This is a genomic window from Enterococcus sp. AZ179 (genome assembly GCF_050498885.1).
GTDB lineage: Bacteria > Bacillota > Bacilli > Lactobacillales > Enterococcaceae > Enterococcus_D > Enterococcus_D entomosocium.
On sequence record NZ_JBMHEO010000001.1, the window covers coordinates 3,097,749 to 3,114,843 of the forward strand.

The following is a 17,095-nucleotide window of genomic DNA, read 5'->3' on the forward strand; positions in this document are numbered from 1 at the left end:
CATGCTGACATTGATTAAAAATGAATGGATCAAATTAACCAAAAAACGTTCTACTTGGATCATGCTGCTTTTATTGGTTCTAATGACTTTTGGGTTGACCTATGTGGTTCGCTTAGGTAGTCCCGAGATTGGTGCCAATGATTTATTCGCTTCTTTGAGCGACATGACTTCCTTTTTAAACTTATTTGTGGTGATTGTGGCAGCTTCTTCAGTGGCGGAAGAGTTCAGTCGTGGAACAATCAAGTTCTTATTGATTCGGCCTTTTTCCAGAAGCCAAATCTTAGCAGCAAAAGCCATCAACACGTTTTTATTTGCGCTTTTAGGGACTGCTGTTTTACTAATCAGTAGTTTAGCAGCCGCCAATTTATTTTTAGCAGCTGAATCACCTTTTGCTGCTACTGGCTACAACGGGCTAGCGGCGATTCTCGTTGCCCTTGTTTTTGCGGGAACAAACTTGCTATTGATTGTCTTTTATATTGCATTGACCATCTTTATCTCAGCCGTCATTCGCTCTCAAAGCCTGGCGGTTGGCTTAGGCTTGGGTATGTTGTTTGGAAGTAGCATCATCAACTCGATCATGCTTTTTGCGCAAGAAAAATACCCATGGCTGAAGTGGAACCCGTTTAATTTTATGAATATCAAAGAGCAGATACCGAGTTTATTAAATAGTCCTGACATGCAGATGACTGCCTTTGATCCGGGATTGGGCTATTGGGAAATGGCGATCGGGATCCTTGTTTATAGTGTTTTAATCTACCTTTTAACAAATTGGTTATTCAATAAAAGAGATGTCGCATTAAGTTGAGGAAACGAGTGAAAGTTTTTGGATAAATCCAGCTTTCACTCTTTCTTTTTGTGTTTTTTTCTAGTAAAATGATTCATTGAGAGTACAAGAGAAAGGAGAGTTTTCAAATGACTATTAATATAGGAATCGTAATCGTGATCGCTGTTGTTGCAGCATTACTAGGCGCTGTCGGCGGCTTCTTTTTGGCGCGTAAATATATGCAAGACTATCTAAAGAAAAATCCTCCCGTTAATGAGGATATGCTTCGCTCGATGATGATGTCAATGGGTCAAAAACCTTCTGAGAAAAAGATTCGTCAGATGATGCAGCAAATGAAAAACCAAAAGTAGGTTTTTTTCTAAGAAGCGGGCTGATTTTATCAGCTCGCTTTTTATTGCGGCAAAATGCAGAAACTAATAAAAATGTCCCCGGACTGCTTTTGCTATTTACGTTCTGTGAATAGCGGGGCAGCTATCGAATCCGAATCCAATGAATATTCGGAAAAATCGCAAAATTTAGGCAACAGGTCACAAAGAAATGGAGAGTGTTATGTCAATATTTAGGAAGTTAGGTTGGTTTTTTAAACAAGAAAAGAAACATTATTTGTTAGGCGTAGGCTCTTTAGTCCTAGTCGCCTTGGTACAGTTGGCCCCTCCCAAAGTTATCGGGATCATCATCGATGAAATTGCGGAAAAAGAGATCTCGATGCAGAAGATCTTTTTTTGGGTTATGATCTTGATTGCTTCAGCTATCGCTCAATATGTGTTTCGTTTTGTCTGGCGAACGCATATCTGGGGCAGTGCCGCTCGGCTAGAAAAAACGTTACGCAGACAGCTATTTGCACATTTTACAAGGATGGATCAGTTGTTTTATCAAAAGCATCGGACAGGTGATTTGATGGCCCATGCCACCAATGACTTGAATGCCATCCAAAATGTGGCAGGGGCAGGGATCTTGACCTTTGCCGATTCCTTCATCTCGGGAGGGGCAACCATTATTGCGATGATTCTCTTTATTGATTGGCGTTTAACGTTGATTGCTTTGTTGCCGCTACCATTCTTAGCAGTCATGGCACGGGTTCTTGGCAGCAAATTGCATGATGCGTTTCGTGACTCGCAAGAAGCATTTTCTTCCATCAACGACAAAGCCCAAGAAAGTATTACTGGGATGAAAGTCATCAAAACCTTTGGACAGGAAAAAGAGGACATCGCTGATTTTCAAACCAAAATTGACCATGCCATCATCAAAAACCGTAAAGTCAATTTTCTGGATGCCTTGTTTGATCCGTTTATTACGATCATCATCGGAATCTCCTATGTGCTGACGATCATCGTCGGCGGCAATTATGTTATGGACGGTACCATCTCGATCGGTCAATTGGTATCCTTCATCAGTTATATCGGTATGTTAGTTTGGCCGATGTTTGCCATTGGACGTCTGTTTAATGTGCTGGAACGAGGCAATGCTAGTTATGATCGGGTTGCCGAATTGTTGGCGGCAAAGACCCATATCATTGAAGCCAAAGATGCGGTCGATGCCCCAGCTCAAGGAACGGTGAACGTTCAAATCAATGAGTTTCACTATCAAGGAGATGATTTTGCCCTGCAAGACATCCACTTTACTTTGCCTGCCGGGCAAACACTTGGTGTCGTCGGTAAAACCGGTGCTGGAAAAACCTCTTTGATGAAGCTTTTGTTGCGAGAGTATGATTCATTTGATGGAGCGATCACCTTCGGGGGCATCGATAGCAAGCAATACTCTTTGAATGCTCTTTTGGGATCAATCGGTTATGTTCCGCAAGATCATTTCTTATTTTCCATGACGATTCGAGACAATATCCGCTTTGCGCAACCACGGGCTTCTCAAGCAGAAGTTGAAGCGGCTGCTGGATTGGCAGTGATCCACGAGGATATCAGTCAGTTTCCGGAAGGGTATGAAACGATGGTGGGGGAACGTGGTGTTTCTCTTTCTGGCGGACAAAAACAGCGTTTATCCATTGCCCGTGCTTTGATCACTGATCCAGAATTATTGATTTTAGATGACGCCCTTTCAGCAGTAGATGCCAAAACGGAAGAAGCTATTTTACAACAATTACGGACGTTCCGTCAGAATAAAACAACGATCATTGCTGCCCACCGCCTAAGCAGTGTCAAGCACGCAGAAGAAATTCTCGTGATCGACAACGGGAAAATCAGTGAACGCGGGACCCATGAACAATTATTGGCTGCAAATGGCTGGTATAAAAAAATGTGGGACAAACAGCAACTAGAAGCCAAAATCGAAGGGAGTGAAGCCTAATGCAAGAATCAGAATGGAGTAAATCGATTCCCTTTAAAGAACAAAAAAGCATCATCAAGCGAATGTTTCTTTTTGCCAAGCCATTTCGAAAAACCTTCTATGCAGCGATCTTTTTTGCTTTTGTGCTATCGATCGTCAATATCCTGTTGCCTTTGATCATTCAAACCTTTATGGATAATTATTTGACCAATCAAACGGCGACCCAGCAAGTCATTTATTTCTTTGCTGCATTGTATTTCTTTGGGGTGTTGGTAAAAGCTGTGATTTGGTTTTTCCAATGGTTCCTTTATTCGATGGGTTCTTTAAAAACCTATCAATATATTCGAGCAAAATTATTTGAAAAATTGCATAGTCTTGGGATGCGCTATTTCGATCAGACGCCAGCGGGTTCAATCGTTTCACGGGTCAGCAACGACACAGAAACGTTGTATGAATTTTGGTATGTCTTCTTGATGGTATTGACAGGGATTTTTGCGGTGGTTTCTTCTTTTGCCGCCATGTTTCGCATCAACGTCAAAATTGCTTTACTGAACTTGATTTTTCTGCCAATCCTAATGGTAGTCATCTGGTATTATCAAAAATTCAGCTCTCGTATCTATCGTCAAATGCGGGAAAAACTGAGTCAGCTGAATACGAAATTGAATAAATCGATTTCTGGCATGCAGATCATTCAGCAATTCCGCCAAGAGGCGCGGCTGAATGAAGAATTCGAAGCGACCAACGATGATTATTTGAAAACTAGATACGCCATGATCCGCACGAATGCGCTGCTACTATCACCAATCATTAGTTTGTTGTATGCCTTAGCGATCGCCTTGTCATTGACGCTCTTTGGGTTTGATGCTTTAGAATCGCCGATTGAAGTTGGGTTAATTTTCGCCTTTACGACCTATATTCAAGGATTCTTTAATCCAATGACACAGATGATGGATTTTCTCAGCGTCTTTACTGATGGGATGGTAGCCGGCAGCCGGATTTTGAAGATTATGGATAACGAAGAATATACGCCGCAGCAAAACTCCGATGCCAGTCAAACCATCACCAAAGGAAAAATTGAATTTCGCGATGTCAGTTTTTCCTATGATGGAAAAAACAACGTATTGAATCATATTTCTTTCATCGCCTATCCAGGTGAGACCGTGGCTCTAGTCGGTCACACAGGAAGTGGCAAGAGCTCGATCATCAATGTGTTGATGCGTTTTTACGAATTTGGGGAAGGGCAAATTTTGATCGATGATCAAGATATCCGCGACTTCACGATGGAAGAGCTTCGGAAAAAAGTTGGACTCGTATTGCAAGATGCTTTCATGTTTTATGGGGACATCGCTGACAATATCCGCTTATTGAATCAGGACATTCGTGAAGAACAGATCGAAGCAGCAGCAAAATTTGTTCAAGCAGATGCCTTTATTCAAAAACTACCTGGTAAATACCACGCCAAAGTGATTGAACGGGGTGCCAGTTATTCAAGCGGGCAACGGCAATTGATTTCCTTTGCCCGAACGATGGTGACCGATCCGAAAGTGCTGGTCTTGGATGAGGCGACTGCCAATATCGATACTGAAACAGAAGGACTGATCCAAGAAGGCTTGGCAAATATGCGTCAAGGGCGAACCACGATCGCGATCGCCCATCGATTGTCTACCATTCGCGATGCTGAGTTGATTTTGGTGCTTGATAAAGGCTCGATCGTCGAACGAGGCACCCATGATGAACTTTTGGCTCAAAAAGGGTTGTATGCCGATATGTACCGTTTGCAGGCAAGTGAAGTTTAAACGGCCAATAGACCTTAAAATACCACGTAGGTATTTTAAGGTCTATTTTGTATAAATTGAACAAATGAAGCAAAAATTTCTATTTGTGATTGACAGCGTTTTCACCCTTTGCTATCATGTAGACATTAAAACAACTAGCACCTAGTCAAACAAATGATTAATCGGTTAGGATCCTTTTCGGTTTAGACTAGTAATTACGCTCGGTCAGGCGAGCGTCAGAGGAGCCTTATGTGAAATGTTGTGCAAACAAGAGGATCGAATCATAGAGGAGAAACAGGAGGGAAGCGGCTCTAAGCAAAAGGCAAGCATCCTGAGCCTATCTTTTACGAAGAGCCCAACCGACGAGAGTGGAATATGGAGGTTGATTTGAATAGTGGCAGCTCCCCATCGAGAAGGGATCGAAGGAGAATCGAGTGGAAGCTTAAAGATAGTGGATAAACACGAGATATTATTCGTTGTTTTATTTTTTTAAAATTTTAGTTAACCGGTTAACTAAAACGGTTAACAAAAAAGAGGAGGGAAGCAAACGTGGGAAATGGTCACAAGTTTAGCCGATTATTTCATGATAAAGGTCGCATTCAGCGAGAATAGGGGAAGTAGCAAACGTAGAAACTTGCAACACGATGTATGAACAAAAAAAGTTCAAATGGAAAGATGAGGGAAAATTTATGGTAGAAATTATAATTGGTATTTTAATGATCGTTTCTTTCTTAGGAATGGTTTGGTACTGCGTCAAAGGGTTCAACCTGATGGTGGGTTTCTTCGTTATGGCAACACTTTGGACCGTTTTAGCTTTTATTGGCAATGCGTTGAGTCCGGATTTAACAGCTTTGAATTTTGTCGATACGATCACAAATATTTATCAAACAGGACCCGCCGGTTTTGCTAGTTCGATTCTGGTCAATATTTTCTTCGGTTCCTTCTTTGGTCGGATTTTGATGGATACAGGGATCGCAGCAACGCTGATTCGCAAGGTTGTTGAGCTTGGTGGGGATAAACCACGGATCACCATGACCCTTTTATGTACTGTTACTGCTTTATGTTTCACATCCATGACGGGCATTGGTCCTGTAATCTCTATCGCAGTGATCGTTATGCCAATTTTGCAAGCGTTGGGTATTCCAACAGCGATCGCTTTATTCGCTTTTATGGGTTCCATCATGGCGGGAATTTTTGCCAATGTAACAAATTTTGTGCAATACCAAGGTATTTTAGCGGCATTACAACCTGACGGAAGTCAATCCATGATGGAATATGGGTTTTCCGATTATTTCACATTCGGCATGATTGCACTAGTCGTTTCCTTACTTGTGACATTGGTTTTTGCCAATATTGCTTTAAGTCGTGCGAAATCATCAAAAGTCAAAGCGTGGGCTTCCACACCTGGCGCAACTTCAGGCGATGCTCCTTGGTATTCTTGGGTAGCTGTGATCGCACCAGTCTTACTCGTTGTGTTTGCTGAATTTCCTATTATTCCAGCATTTATTCTCGCAGCTTTGTACGCCTTACTGACTTGCGGAAAATTAAAAGGTGGTTTCGTGAATATTTGCCGCATGTTAGCTAAACAATTTGCAGATGGTGCTGTCGATGTTGCGCCCCTGGTAGGTTTCTTATTAGTACTGGCTATGTTTAATTCAGCTGCAAGTCTAGCGGTTCCTTTCTTTGAACCAATCGTTGGCGGTCTAGTTCCTCATAGTACCCTGGCTCTTGCGATCTTATTTGCCATCTTAGCGCCCCTTGGTTTCTTCCGCGGTCCTTTGAACTTAGTCGGATCAGGAGGCGCAGTAGCGGCAGTGATCTTAGCTGCCACAAATTGGGATCTGGCATTCATTTTTCCACTTTTCGCTGTGGTCACGATCGCTCCTCAGCATTTGGATATTACTCAGTCATGGGTAGCATGGGGGCTAGGACATCATAAAGTTGGTTCTAAAGATTTCATGAAGTTTTCGATACCAGCTGGGTGGCTTTCTAGTGCGATCCTGTGTATCATTGCGCTCATTTTGTTCGGTTTGAATAACTAGTCGATGAAAGAACGTAGCTAATCAATAAATCATGCAACTATGGATGTAGGAGGAAAGTGGAAATGTGTGAATTAAGAAAAGTTAGAATGGGGATCGATGTAGGCGGTACCCATACAAAAGCTGTCGCTATCGATAATCTGACTCACGAGATCATAGGAAAATCCAGCGTGAAGACCACTCATGATCATGAACGGGGGGTAGCTGCTGGCGTTGTCGAGAGTTTTCAAAATTGTATGAAAGAAAATGATATTGACCCAAAAAGTGTGATTTTTGTTGCTCATTCAACCACCCAAGCCACGAACGCTTTGATTGAAGGGGATGTGGCTGACATTGGTGTTTTCGGTATGGCTCGTGGTGGTTTCGAAGGATTTCTGGCAAAGCGTCAATTAAAAATTGCCGATATCGTTCTAGGGAATCAGCGATCCATTAAGATCATCAATGCCTTCTCAAAACTCAAAGGAATGAATAAAGCGAGTGTTGAAGAAATGATCGATGATCTAGTGAGGCAAGGATCAGAAGTGATCGTCGCTAGTATGGCTTTTGGTGTAGATAATAATGATGCTGAGAATCTAGTGATGGAAGTTTGTACAGAAAAAGGAATTCCATGTACTGTTGCTTCAGATATCACGAAACTTTACGGATTGACCAGAAGGACACGAACTGCCACTATCAATGCAAGTATTTTACCTAAAATGTTATCTGTCGCAAATTCCACGGAAGTCTCTGTGAAGGAGTCTGGTGTAGATGTACCCTTAATGATCATGAGAGGCGATGGTGGGGTTATGGAGATTGCTGAGATGAAAAAGCGGCCAGTTCTGACCATGCTCTCGGGTCCGGCAGCTTCAGTAATGGGTTCACTGATGTATTTACGAGCATCAAATGGCGTGTATTTTGAAGTAGGCGGCACAACCACCAATATCGGTGTCATTAAAAACGGACGGCCAGCGATCGACTATTCTGTCGTTGGCGGACATGAAACATACATTTCCAGTTTGGATGTACGAATCACGGGCTGTGCAGGGGGGTCCATGATTCGCGCAACTGCTAATGGAGTGGTAGATGTAGGACCTCGTTCTGCACATATTGCCGGTCTTGACTACGCAGTTTACTCTGATCCAATCAACTGGACAGGAGGAACGGTGGAATTCTTTAGTCCGAAAGAAGGCGATCCTGCAGATTATGTTGCAATCAAATTTGATAATGGTTATCGGGTAACCATCACCAACTCATGTGCAGCAAACGTGTTGGGCTTGATCAAACCGGAACATTTCTCTTATGGGAATATCGAAGCGGCTCGAAAAGCGATGGGCGTATTAGCGGATTATTGTGGCACGACGATCGAAGATATCGCGACTCAAATCATGGAGCGTTCTTACGCAAAATTAGAGCCAGTCATTTTGGCTTTAGCAGAAAAATACAAACTAGAAAAAAGCCAAATTTCATTAGTAGGAGTTGGTGGCGGCGCTTCGTCATTAATTATCTACTTGTCAGAAAAAATGGGCGTAAAATATTCGATTCCGGAGAATGCTGAAGTGATTTCCTCTATTGGCGTCGCCCTAGCGATGGTACGAGATGTCGTTGAACGGATTATTCCTTCACCTTCGAAAGAAGACTTGCGATCAATCAAAACAGAGGCTATCAATAAAGCCATTGAGAGTGGGGCTACCCCAGAAAGTGTGGAAGTCTTTATCGAAATCGATCCTCAAACGTCTAAAGTCACAGCCATTGCAACTGGTTCCACCGAAGTCAAGACGACGGATCTTTTAGCAGAAGCAACCGTCGAGGAAGCCCAAGAATTAGCAGCGGGCGATTTAGGGCTACCTACTAACGAAATTGATCTTTTAGAGAAAAGCTCGCATTTTTATGTGTTTGGAACCCGTGTTTCTACAGGAGACAATCCGGCAATTCGAATCCTTGATAAAAAAGGCTTTATTAAAGTACAACGAGCTTCAGGGAAGGTCATCAAAACCACCGCGGAGAATTATGTGCAAGCAGTCGAGCAACTATGGGATGATTTGGCGATCTATCAGACAGAAGTGATTTTGCGTCCAGATTTCTATATTTGTGCCGGACCTCGGGTGATGGATTTTTCAGTAAACGATTTGGAGGCATTGATGTTGTTGATCGATATCGAAATGTCGACTTTAGATTCTAATGAAGAAGTGATGATTCTGGCGGCGAATTCCCTATGATCAAGCAGAGGTTTTTCTTAAAACAGCAACATACGGTTGATCTGGCATTATTAGAAAAGTGGTATGAACAGCTCATGCCCATCAGCGAATTCAGTTGGGGAGTATTTGAGTTTACCCGCGAGATGCTACGTAATAAAGTGAGGGAAGAGGAAAAAAACGAAATCATTGAAGAAGCCATCTTATGTGGTAGAACATGGGCGCAAAAAATGCTCGACCAGTTTGATTTGAAAAAACAGGAAAAGGCAGATCGTGCCTGGTACTTGGCGAATAAGCTTGGTTTATCAATTACGGAAAGATCTGGAAAACCGACGAAGTTTCGCATGGTCTTTGCGCAGTTTGTCATGGAGCGCTCCATTGAATTGATCACTGAACCCATTGCTGCCTACACTGTGCTGACTCAATCTTCGCAAATATTGCCTAAACCAGAAGTTGTCCGAGGGATCTTGATCGCCCATGAAATTTTTCACTATTTAGAAGAGCAACATGGTGCCACGATGTACCATATCACCAAAACGATCCCACTGTGGCGCTTTTTTTCCTACGAGCACCGGTCAACGGTTGGTTGTGCTTCGGAAATTGCTGCGATGGCTTTTGCAAAAGAACTGTGTGAGGCAGACTTTGTGCCTCAAATATTAGATATTTTGCTTTCCTATCCGTTGGAAGTGGACTTTTCAAAAAGTATATATGAAGTCGTGCAGCAAGAAATGCGCCACATTGAAGCAATGGGCTAGTTCTTTGAAAATAGCTCACTTAGCGGCTTCTTTACGATCTGTCACTATTGAGATAGGACAGTCCGTGTCGAACGAAATCGGTCCTTGTTCATTTTTCAAGGGTTCCATGATATAATTGACCAACAGCAAAAAGCAAGGCGTGGATTGAATGGCAAATGAGAAAATCACCATTAAGATGGTGTCAGAAAAAGCAAATGTTTCAAAAACCACCGTTTCTAGATATTTGAATGGCAAATATGAATTTATGTCAGCAGAGACAAAAAAGCGCATCGAAGAAGTGATCGCAGAGCTTGAATACCGTCCAAATGCGCTAGCACAGGGGTTGAAAAACAATAAAACGGGATTGATCGGCATCGTTGTCAGCAATATCATGATCCCGGAAGTAGCGGCTTTAGTTCGAGGCGTCAATGATTATTGTATACGAAAATCTTTTCAGGTGATTCTTGTTGAAACCGATCAAAAAAATATTTCTCAGCAGGATCAAATCCAAGCGTTGATCGACCGTCAAGTGGAAGGGCTTATTCTATCGTCGAATCAGGACGAAGCATTCGTGAAAAGCTTGACTGAGCAAAAGGTCAAAATCGTGCTGGCTGATTGCACGATCGAAGAATTGATGATTGATACAGTCATCGTTGATAATGAAAAAGCGACGGCCGAGATGATTCAACGTATTTATTCAGAAGGCTTTGATCGAGTCGCTTACTTTACACCACCGCTCACAACGCCTAGTCGGAAGAAAAAACTTGCTCTTTTTCTGGAAAGTTCTAAAATCGCAGTCAGAAATCCTGAGCAACTAGCATTTGAGATCGAAGAAACACAAGTGGCATTTGACGCGTGTAAGGAATCACTAAACGAATTGTTGAAAAAAAATCAAGGCTATCGTTTAGCAATATTAGCTGAAAACAGTGAGTTGATGTTTGCATTGATCCATGTGATCTATAGCTTGGGCTTGCGGATTCCAGAAGACGTTGCGATCGGGGGCTATGATGATTTAGGCTGGAACAAACTTTATCATCATGAAATGTCTGTGATTGAAAAACCGTCGTATGAAATTGGTTCGCAAGCTGCTGAACTTTTAGTCAAGCGGATCTCAAAAGGGAAAATGCAGTATAAACCAAAAGTGATCGAAGTACAGCCAAAAATCAAAATGAGTGGTTCGACACAAGTGAGTGACAATAGTTTTGATAAAATCGTTATCCGTATGAACCAAGAAAACCAGCCTTACATCAAAAAAAATTATCGTAAACAAGATGATTAGCTTTTTTTGAAAAAACAAGAAGCAAATGACACAATAGCCGACTCCCCATCATTAGACTGATCAGTCAAGTCTTTGGGGAGCGGTTTTTTATCGTTCGCTAAGGTTTTGTCTTTATCTAAGATAAGAACGAATAAAAATTGATCCCTCGTGTTTTTAACAAACGATCAATAGATTCGTATTAGGTGTCAGTAAAAATAACGAACAACGATTGACAGCGCTTTCTACCTTTGCTATGATAAAGATAATAGAACTGGTTCTAATGGATAGTGATTGTTGATTTTTAACAAGCTAAACCTGATGAAGCTGCGGTATTTGCGCTGCTTTCATGAGGTTTTTTCTGTGTTGACTGTTGGCTAAACAATAAAGACAAGCAATGAACCATATCCGCAATGATAAAGTAAGTGGGGGTAGGACATGAAAATCAGTAAAGTGTTAAACAATAATGTTGTGATCACTACCGATCAAAGTCAAAACGAGATTATTGTTATGGGGCGGGGGATTGCCTTTAAGAAAAAAGTGGGAGATGACATTTCTTCAGAAACGGTCGATAAAGTATATCGCTTAGAAAATCAGACGATCTTATCTCAATTTCAAGAGCTGCTTGCTGACTTACCACTGGAATATCTTGAATTATCCAATGAGATCATTGAGTATGCTCGGCGAGAATTGTCATCCCCCATCAATGATTCCATCTACATCTCGCTGACAGATCATATGCACTGTGCCATTGAACGATCGAAAAAAGGAATGACGGTCAAAAATGTCTTATTGTGGGATATCAAGCGTTTTTTCCCCGATGAGTACCAAATAGGTTGCAAAACAGTAGAAAAAATCAAAGAACATTACGGGATTCAGCTGCCAGATGATGAAGCTGGCTTTATTGCTCTGCATCTGGTCAATGCGCAAACCGAAAATGGTGACCAAGGCAATATTGCTGAGCTAACCCAAACGATGCAAGACATCATTAACATTGTTAAATATTTTTTCAAAACCACCTTTGATGAAGAGTCCGTTTATTTTTATCGCTTCACTACGCATTTGAAATTTTTTGTCTCGAGAATGCAAAACCATACCCCTCATACGGATGAAACCGATGAAGATCTTTTGGCTATGGTCAAAGTGAAGTACCGAAATGCGTATCAATGCGTACAAAAAATCGATGAACTATTAGAAAATCAGTATCAGTATCAAATGTCCAGTGACGAAAGTTTGTATTTAACGATTCATATTGCCAGACTTGTGCAAAAAAATCGTTGATTGAAATAAAGAAGAAAGGAGAAAGAGTTTTACTCAGTGCAAGATATAGAAGAAAGAATAATTTTTTGGCAATGATTTTTATTAAAACGTATTTTTAGGACCGCTAGTTAAGAAGCAGCATATCAAAGACGAAACATTTTGGATAGTGACATTCAGTTGGCTAAACCTTCAATACAAAAAAATTGGAGGAATCAAAAATGGGAAAATACCGTGAATTAGCAGAAAAAATCGTCACAAATGTCGGTGGGAAAGAGAACATCAATAGCTTGACGCATTGTATCACACGCCTGCGTTTTAAATTAAAGGATGAAGGCGTCGCAAATGATGAAGTCTTAAAGAACATGGAAGGTGTCGTGACGGTCATGAAGAGTGGCGGTCAATACCAGGTGGTTATCGGAAACCATGTGCCAGATGTCTATGCAGAAGTGATCGATGTTGCAGGAATCAGTGGTGATGCTGAAGAAACAGCCTCAGGTGGCAACCTGTTTGATCGTTTGATCGATATTTTGAGCGGCTGCTTCCAACCCTTCTTAGGTGCTTTGTGTGCGGCTGGGATGATCAAAGGACTAAACGCACTGTTGCTTTTTATTGGTACAACAGGTTTGATCGATTATACAACAACGACTGGTACCTATGTGATGTTCAATGCGATCGGTGATTCAATCTTCATGTTTATGCCGGTGATTTTAGGGTATACGTCAGCAAAAAAATTCCGCTTAAATCCAATGGTGGGAATCGTGATCGGGTCGGCGCTTTGCTATCCGACGATTCAAGGATCAGCCTTGCAAGCGGCATTTGTTGCCGGAGCTGGCGAGGGAGCTGCTGCACCTTATAGCTTATTAGGCTTGCCAGCGTATGAAACCTTCTTAGGGATTCCGTGGGTTGGTGCGACATATACTAGTAGTGTGGTTCCAGTAATCTTTATCATCGCATTCGCTGCACAAGTTCAAAAATTGGCGAAGAAAATCATTCCGTCTGTTGTCCAAACATTTTTAGTGCCTTTCTTGGTTTTATTGATTGCATTGCCAATTGGCTTTTTGGTGATTGGACCTGTGATCAGTATGTTGACGGATCTTTTAAGCTCAGGATTTGAAGCATTGATGGACTTCTCTCCAGCGATTTATGGTTTGTTATTAGGCTTCTTCTGGCAAGTCTTGGTTATTTTCGGCTTGCATTGGTCAGTTGTGCCACTACACATTATGCAAGTGACACAGCTCGGCTACAGTCAAATTTTGGTAGCATCATTTGGTGCCAGCTTTGCCCAAACAGCGGTAGTGATGGCTATGTACTTTAAACTTAAAGACAAAAAACTAAAAGCTCTATGTCCACCAGCCATTATCTCAGGACTTTTCGGTGTAACAGAACCAGCAATTTATGGGATCACGTTACCGAAAAAAATGCCGTTTTTCTTCTCAATGATTGGTGGGGCGGTCGCAGGTGCCTTCTTAATGATCAATGGCACAACGAGCTATACCTCTGGTGGTTTAGGCGTCTTTGGAATCTTTAACTATATCACTCCAGAAGGCGATGCCAGTGGCATGTGGTTCTCGGTCATCGGGATCTTGATCGCTGCAGCGATTGGTTTTGGTTTGACGATGGCTTTCTGGAAAGATGATGCGGTGGAAGAAGAAATCGCAGAAGGACAACCAGCGATGACTGTTCGGAAAGAAGTAATCACTTCCCCTGTTGAAGGAACGATCGCACCACTAAGCAGTGCAAAAGATGAAGCCTTCGCACAAGGGATTCTAGGAAAAGGCATCTTGATCCATCCCTCAAAAGGCGAAGTTGTGGCTCCTTTTGACGGAACAGTAATGACCTTGTTCCCAACCAAACATGCCATTGGGTTGATCTCTGAGAACGGCTTAGAGCTTTTGATCCATATTGGTTTAGATACTGTTCAATTAAACGGTGAATACTTTGAAGCCCATGTGAAGCAAGGCGACACGGTGACTCGCGGACAAAAATTGATCACCTTTGATAAGGATGCATTGATCAAAGCTGGATTTAATATTGAGACCCCAGTGTTAGTCACCAACTCCGCCGATTATTTGGATATCATCGAGTCAGACAAACGTGAGGTAGGCTGTTCCGATGATTTGATCACGGCTTTAGTTTAGCCAAAAACTTTCTAACAAGTTCTACGTAAGGTTAAAAGCGATCGCCCATGTGAAGCGATCGCTTTTTGTCAGTCATTTAATTGGGAAAAAGTGAGTCTTTATAATGAAGATTTTTATCGTAGGTTGGCTCAGCGATTATCGTCGATGATGTAGGGCGCTTGTCATAAGCCATGCCAATATCGATCAAATGCTGCAAGTTTTTTTCATAATGCTCCGAAAAGACGACTGCGTACAACAAATCCAGCAAGTAGCAAACGGACGTATTGATCGTAAAGTTGGCGATCTTTGAGTAGAGCCGTTCTCTTGTCGTGATATTCAAAACACAATTACTTAATTTCGCCAAGGAGTTCTCCCCGATACTCGTCATGCCAATGATGGAAACCTGCCGCTCGGCAAGGATCTTACCGATTTCTTTGACCATTTTGTTTTCACCGGTGTAAGAAATCAAGATCGCGGTCGTATCGGAGGTACAGTTAGATGCCTCGTAAGCACTCTCGCCGAAGGTGTCGCAGACGTGAATGTTTTTTCCTAAACGCCGCATCTTCAAAACAAAGTCTTGAGAAATCAAGGTATTGGCATTACTGGCGAAGATCTTGATATGGTTGGCGTTGAGCAACGATTGTTTCGCTTTTTGTAATTCATCATGATGGATCAAGGAAAGCGTATCTTCAATCGTTGTTTGTTCAAGCTTTGCCAACTTTTTGGCGATGGTCATAATGCCGTCATGGGAGGAAAAAGGGAAGTTCGCATCTACATCAGTAAAATGGCTGCTCATATAAGTTTGCTCTTCCACAAAGGCCGTTTTTAAGTCGAGCCAACCATTGAAGCCTAATTTTTTGGCAATCCGAATAAAAGTAGAAGGATGAACGTAGGTCTTTTCTGACAATTCCTTAATGGTTTGATCCGCCATCGCAGTCGGGTTGGCTAATAAATAATCGATCAACGATCGTTCCGCTGGTGCTAGTTTGATTTGGCGCATTTTTTCTTGTAACAACATGGTATATATGCTCCTTTTTACATTTTTTTATGATTATTTGTAAATGGTTTTTACAAAAATTCGTTTTTATTCAGTACCTAGCGAATCGTTTACATCCTAATTATTCCTTATTTGATGCTCTTTGTAAATCTTTTTTACAAAACATCTGCAAGAAGAAGCGAGATTTGCAAACGCTTTTTCTAAATATGCTATTTACATTGAATTAAATGTTTTTATGAATGATAATAAGAATGTAAATAAAATAGCAAAGGAGCAATACAATGACAAAAGGAATTAAAATTGCAACCATTGGTGGCGGCAGCAGCTATACCCCGGAGTTAATGGAAGGCTTTATCAAACGCTATGAAGAATTGCCGATTCGTGAGATTTGGCTAGTAGATATCGAAGCAGGAAAAGAAAAATTAGCAATCGTTGGTGCGATGGCACAACGGATGTGGGATGCGTCACCCTACGATGTAAAAATCCACATGACATTGGATCGAGAAGAAGCGCTAAAAGATGCTGATTTCGTTACGACCCAATTTCGAGTAGGGTTGCTGAATGCCCGCATTAAAGATGAACGAATTCCTGCTTATTATGGCATGATTGGTCAAGAAACCAACGGCCCTGGCGGAATGTTCAAAGCGTTTCGTACGGTTCCGATCATTCTTGAAATTGTTGAAGACATGAAACGTTTATGTCCGGATGCTTGGTTGATCAATTTTGCGAATCCAAGCGGCATGGTGACTGAAGCAATCGTGCGTTACGGAAAATGGGACAAAGTGATCGGGTTGTGTAATGTGCCAGTCATGGCAACCATGATTGAGCCAGCCTTGATCGGTAAAGAACCGGACGAATTGATCTACAAATTTGCAGGATTGAATCACTTCCATTGGCACAAAGTTGCTGATTCACACGGCAACGATGTAACGATGGATATTATTGATAAAATGTATGAAGAAGACAATGGCTTACCGAAGAATATCTTTGATATTCCATTTTACAAAGAACAGCTAGAACAAATGAAGATGATCCCTTGCGGTTATCATCGTTACTACTATCGTCAAGAAGAAATGCTGAATCATGCGATCGAAGAATACAAGACTGTTGGGACCCGTGCACAGCAAGTGAAACAAACCGAAGCCGAATTGTTTGAGTTGTACAAAGACCCTGAATTGGATCATAAACCTGAACAGCTGCAAAAACGTGGTGGTGCGTATTACTCAGATGCAGCGTGTGAAACGATTGCTTCCATTTATGCCAATAAAAATACCCAAATCGTTGTTTCAACAAAAAATGAAGGCGCCGTTCCAGATCTTCCTGCCGATTGCGTAGTTGAAGTAACAGCTTACGTTGGCGGACAAGGTGCTAGAAATGTTGCCTTTGGTGAGTTACCGACAGCTGAAAAAGGTTGGTTACAGGTAATGAAAGCAATGGAATTATTAACGATCGAAGCAGCTGTGACTGGGGATTACAATATCGCATTACAAGCCTTCACCATCAACCCATTGGTTCCATCAGGTGATACGGCAAAACGTGTCATGGACGAACTGTTTATTGCCCACAAAGATCACTTGCCTAAATTTAAGGAAACGATCGCACGTCTTGAAAAAGAAGGCGTAGAAGTACAAGATGAAGTAGCCCGCGAACTTGATCGCGAACTAGTTAAATAAAGAGAAAGTAGGA

At 41.8% G+C, this 17,095-nt stretch carries 12 protein-coding genes; 11 read left to right on the plus strand and 1 reads right to left on the minus strand.

From position 1 onward, the window contains the following. Position 1 precedes the first annotated feature (1 nt). The 10 genes from IGI88_RS14505 (at position 2) to IGI88_RS14550 (ending at position 14,433) form a co-directional block, all read left to right on the plus strand. Entirely contained in the window at positions 2–805 is an 804-nt protein-coding gene (locus tag IGI88_RS14505) for an ABC transporter permease (RefSeq protein WP_010748033.1), read from the plus strand. A 107-nt stretch (positions 806–912) separates the two neighbouring features. Then, the gene (locus IGI88_RS14510; RefSeq protein ID WP_005225816.1) at positions 913–1,134 is read left to right on the plus strand and encodes a YneF family protein; all 222 of its coding nucleotides are present in this window, start codon (positions 913–915) and stop codon (positions 1,132–1,134) included. Between the two features lie 199 nt (positions 1,135–1,333). Beyond that, entirely contained in the window at positions 1,334–3,082 is a 1,749-nt protein-coding gene (locus IGI88_RS14515; RefSeq protein WP_429960700.1) for an ABC transporter ATP-binding protein, read from the plus strand. Then, entirely contained in the window at positions 3,082–4,857 is a 1,776-nt protein-coding gene (locus IGI88_RS14520) for an ABC transporter ATP-binding protein (RefSeq protein WP_429960701.1), read from the plus strand. Before IGI88_RS14515 ends, IGI88_RS14520 begins: the two co-directional genes overlap by 1 nt. A gap of 668 nt (positions 4,858–5,525) precedes the next feature. Beyond that, complete coding sequence (locus tag IGI88_RS14525) at positions 5,526–6,878, plus strand: SLC13 family permease (protein WP_176273393.1); 1,353 nt, start codon at positions 5,526–5,528, stop codon at positions 6,876–6,878. 62 nt (positions 6,879–6,940) lie between these two features. Beyond that, a complete protein-coding gene (locus tag IGI88_RS14530) occupies positions 6,941–9,070 on the plus strand; it encodes a hydantoinase/oxoprolinase family protein (protein WP_429960702.1) in 2,130 nt (709 codons plus the stop codon). Then, on the plus strand, positions 9,067–9,801 hold the full coding sequence (locus IGI88_RS14535; RefSeq protein WP_016612221.1) for a hypothetical protein: 735 nt from the start codon (positions 9,067–9,069) through the stop codon (positions 9,799–9,801). Before IGI88_RS14530 ends, IGI88_RS14535 begins: the two co-directional genes overlap by 4 nt. 148 nt (positions 9,802–9,949) lie before the next feature. Further along, entirely contained in the window at positions 9,950–11,059 is a 1,110-nt protein-coding gene (locus IGI88_RS14540) for a LacI family DNA-binding transcriptional regulator (RefSeq protein WP_005235448.1), read from the plus strand. 414 nt (positions 11,060–11,473) lie between these two features. Then, complete coding sequence (gene licT, locus IGI88_RS14545; protein ID WP_429960703.1) at positions 11,474–12,316, plus strand: BglG family transcription antiterminator LicT; 843 nt, start codon at positions 11,474–11,476, stop codon at positions 12,314–12,316. Positions 12,317–12,513: 197 nt separating this feature from the next. Then, positions 12,514–14,433 (plus strand): beta-glucoside-specific PTS transporter subunit IIABC, encoded by a 1,920-nt coding sequence (locus tag IGI88_RS14550; protein ID WP_429960704.1) that lies wholly within the window; start codon positions 12,514–12,516, stop codon positions 14,431–14,433. Between the two features lie 76 nt (positions 14,434–14,509). Here the strand turns inward: IGI88_RS14550 and IGI88_RS14555 are convergent, their stop codons facing one another. Next, positions 14,510–15,430, minus strand: a complete 921-nt coding sequence (locus IGI88_RS14555; protein WP_005235454.1) for a MurR/RpiR family transcriptional regulator — start codon at positions 15,428–15,430, stop codon at positions 14,510–14,512. Positions 15,431–15,690: 260 nt separating this feature from the next. Between IGI88_RS14555 and IGI88_RS14560 the strand changes: the two genes are divergently transcribed. Then, positions 15,691–17,082, plus strand: a complete 1,392-nt coding sequence (locus IGI88_RS14560; protein WP_008378426.1) for a 6-phospho-beta-glucosidase — start codon at positions 15,691–15,693, stop codon at positions 17,080–17,082. Positions 17,083–17,095: the final 13 nt, after the last annotated feature.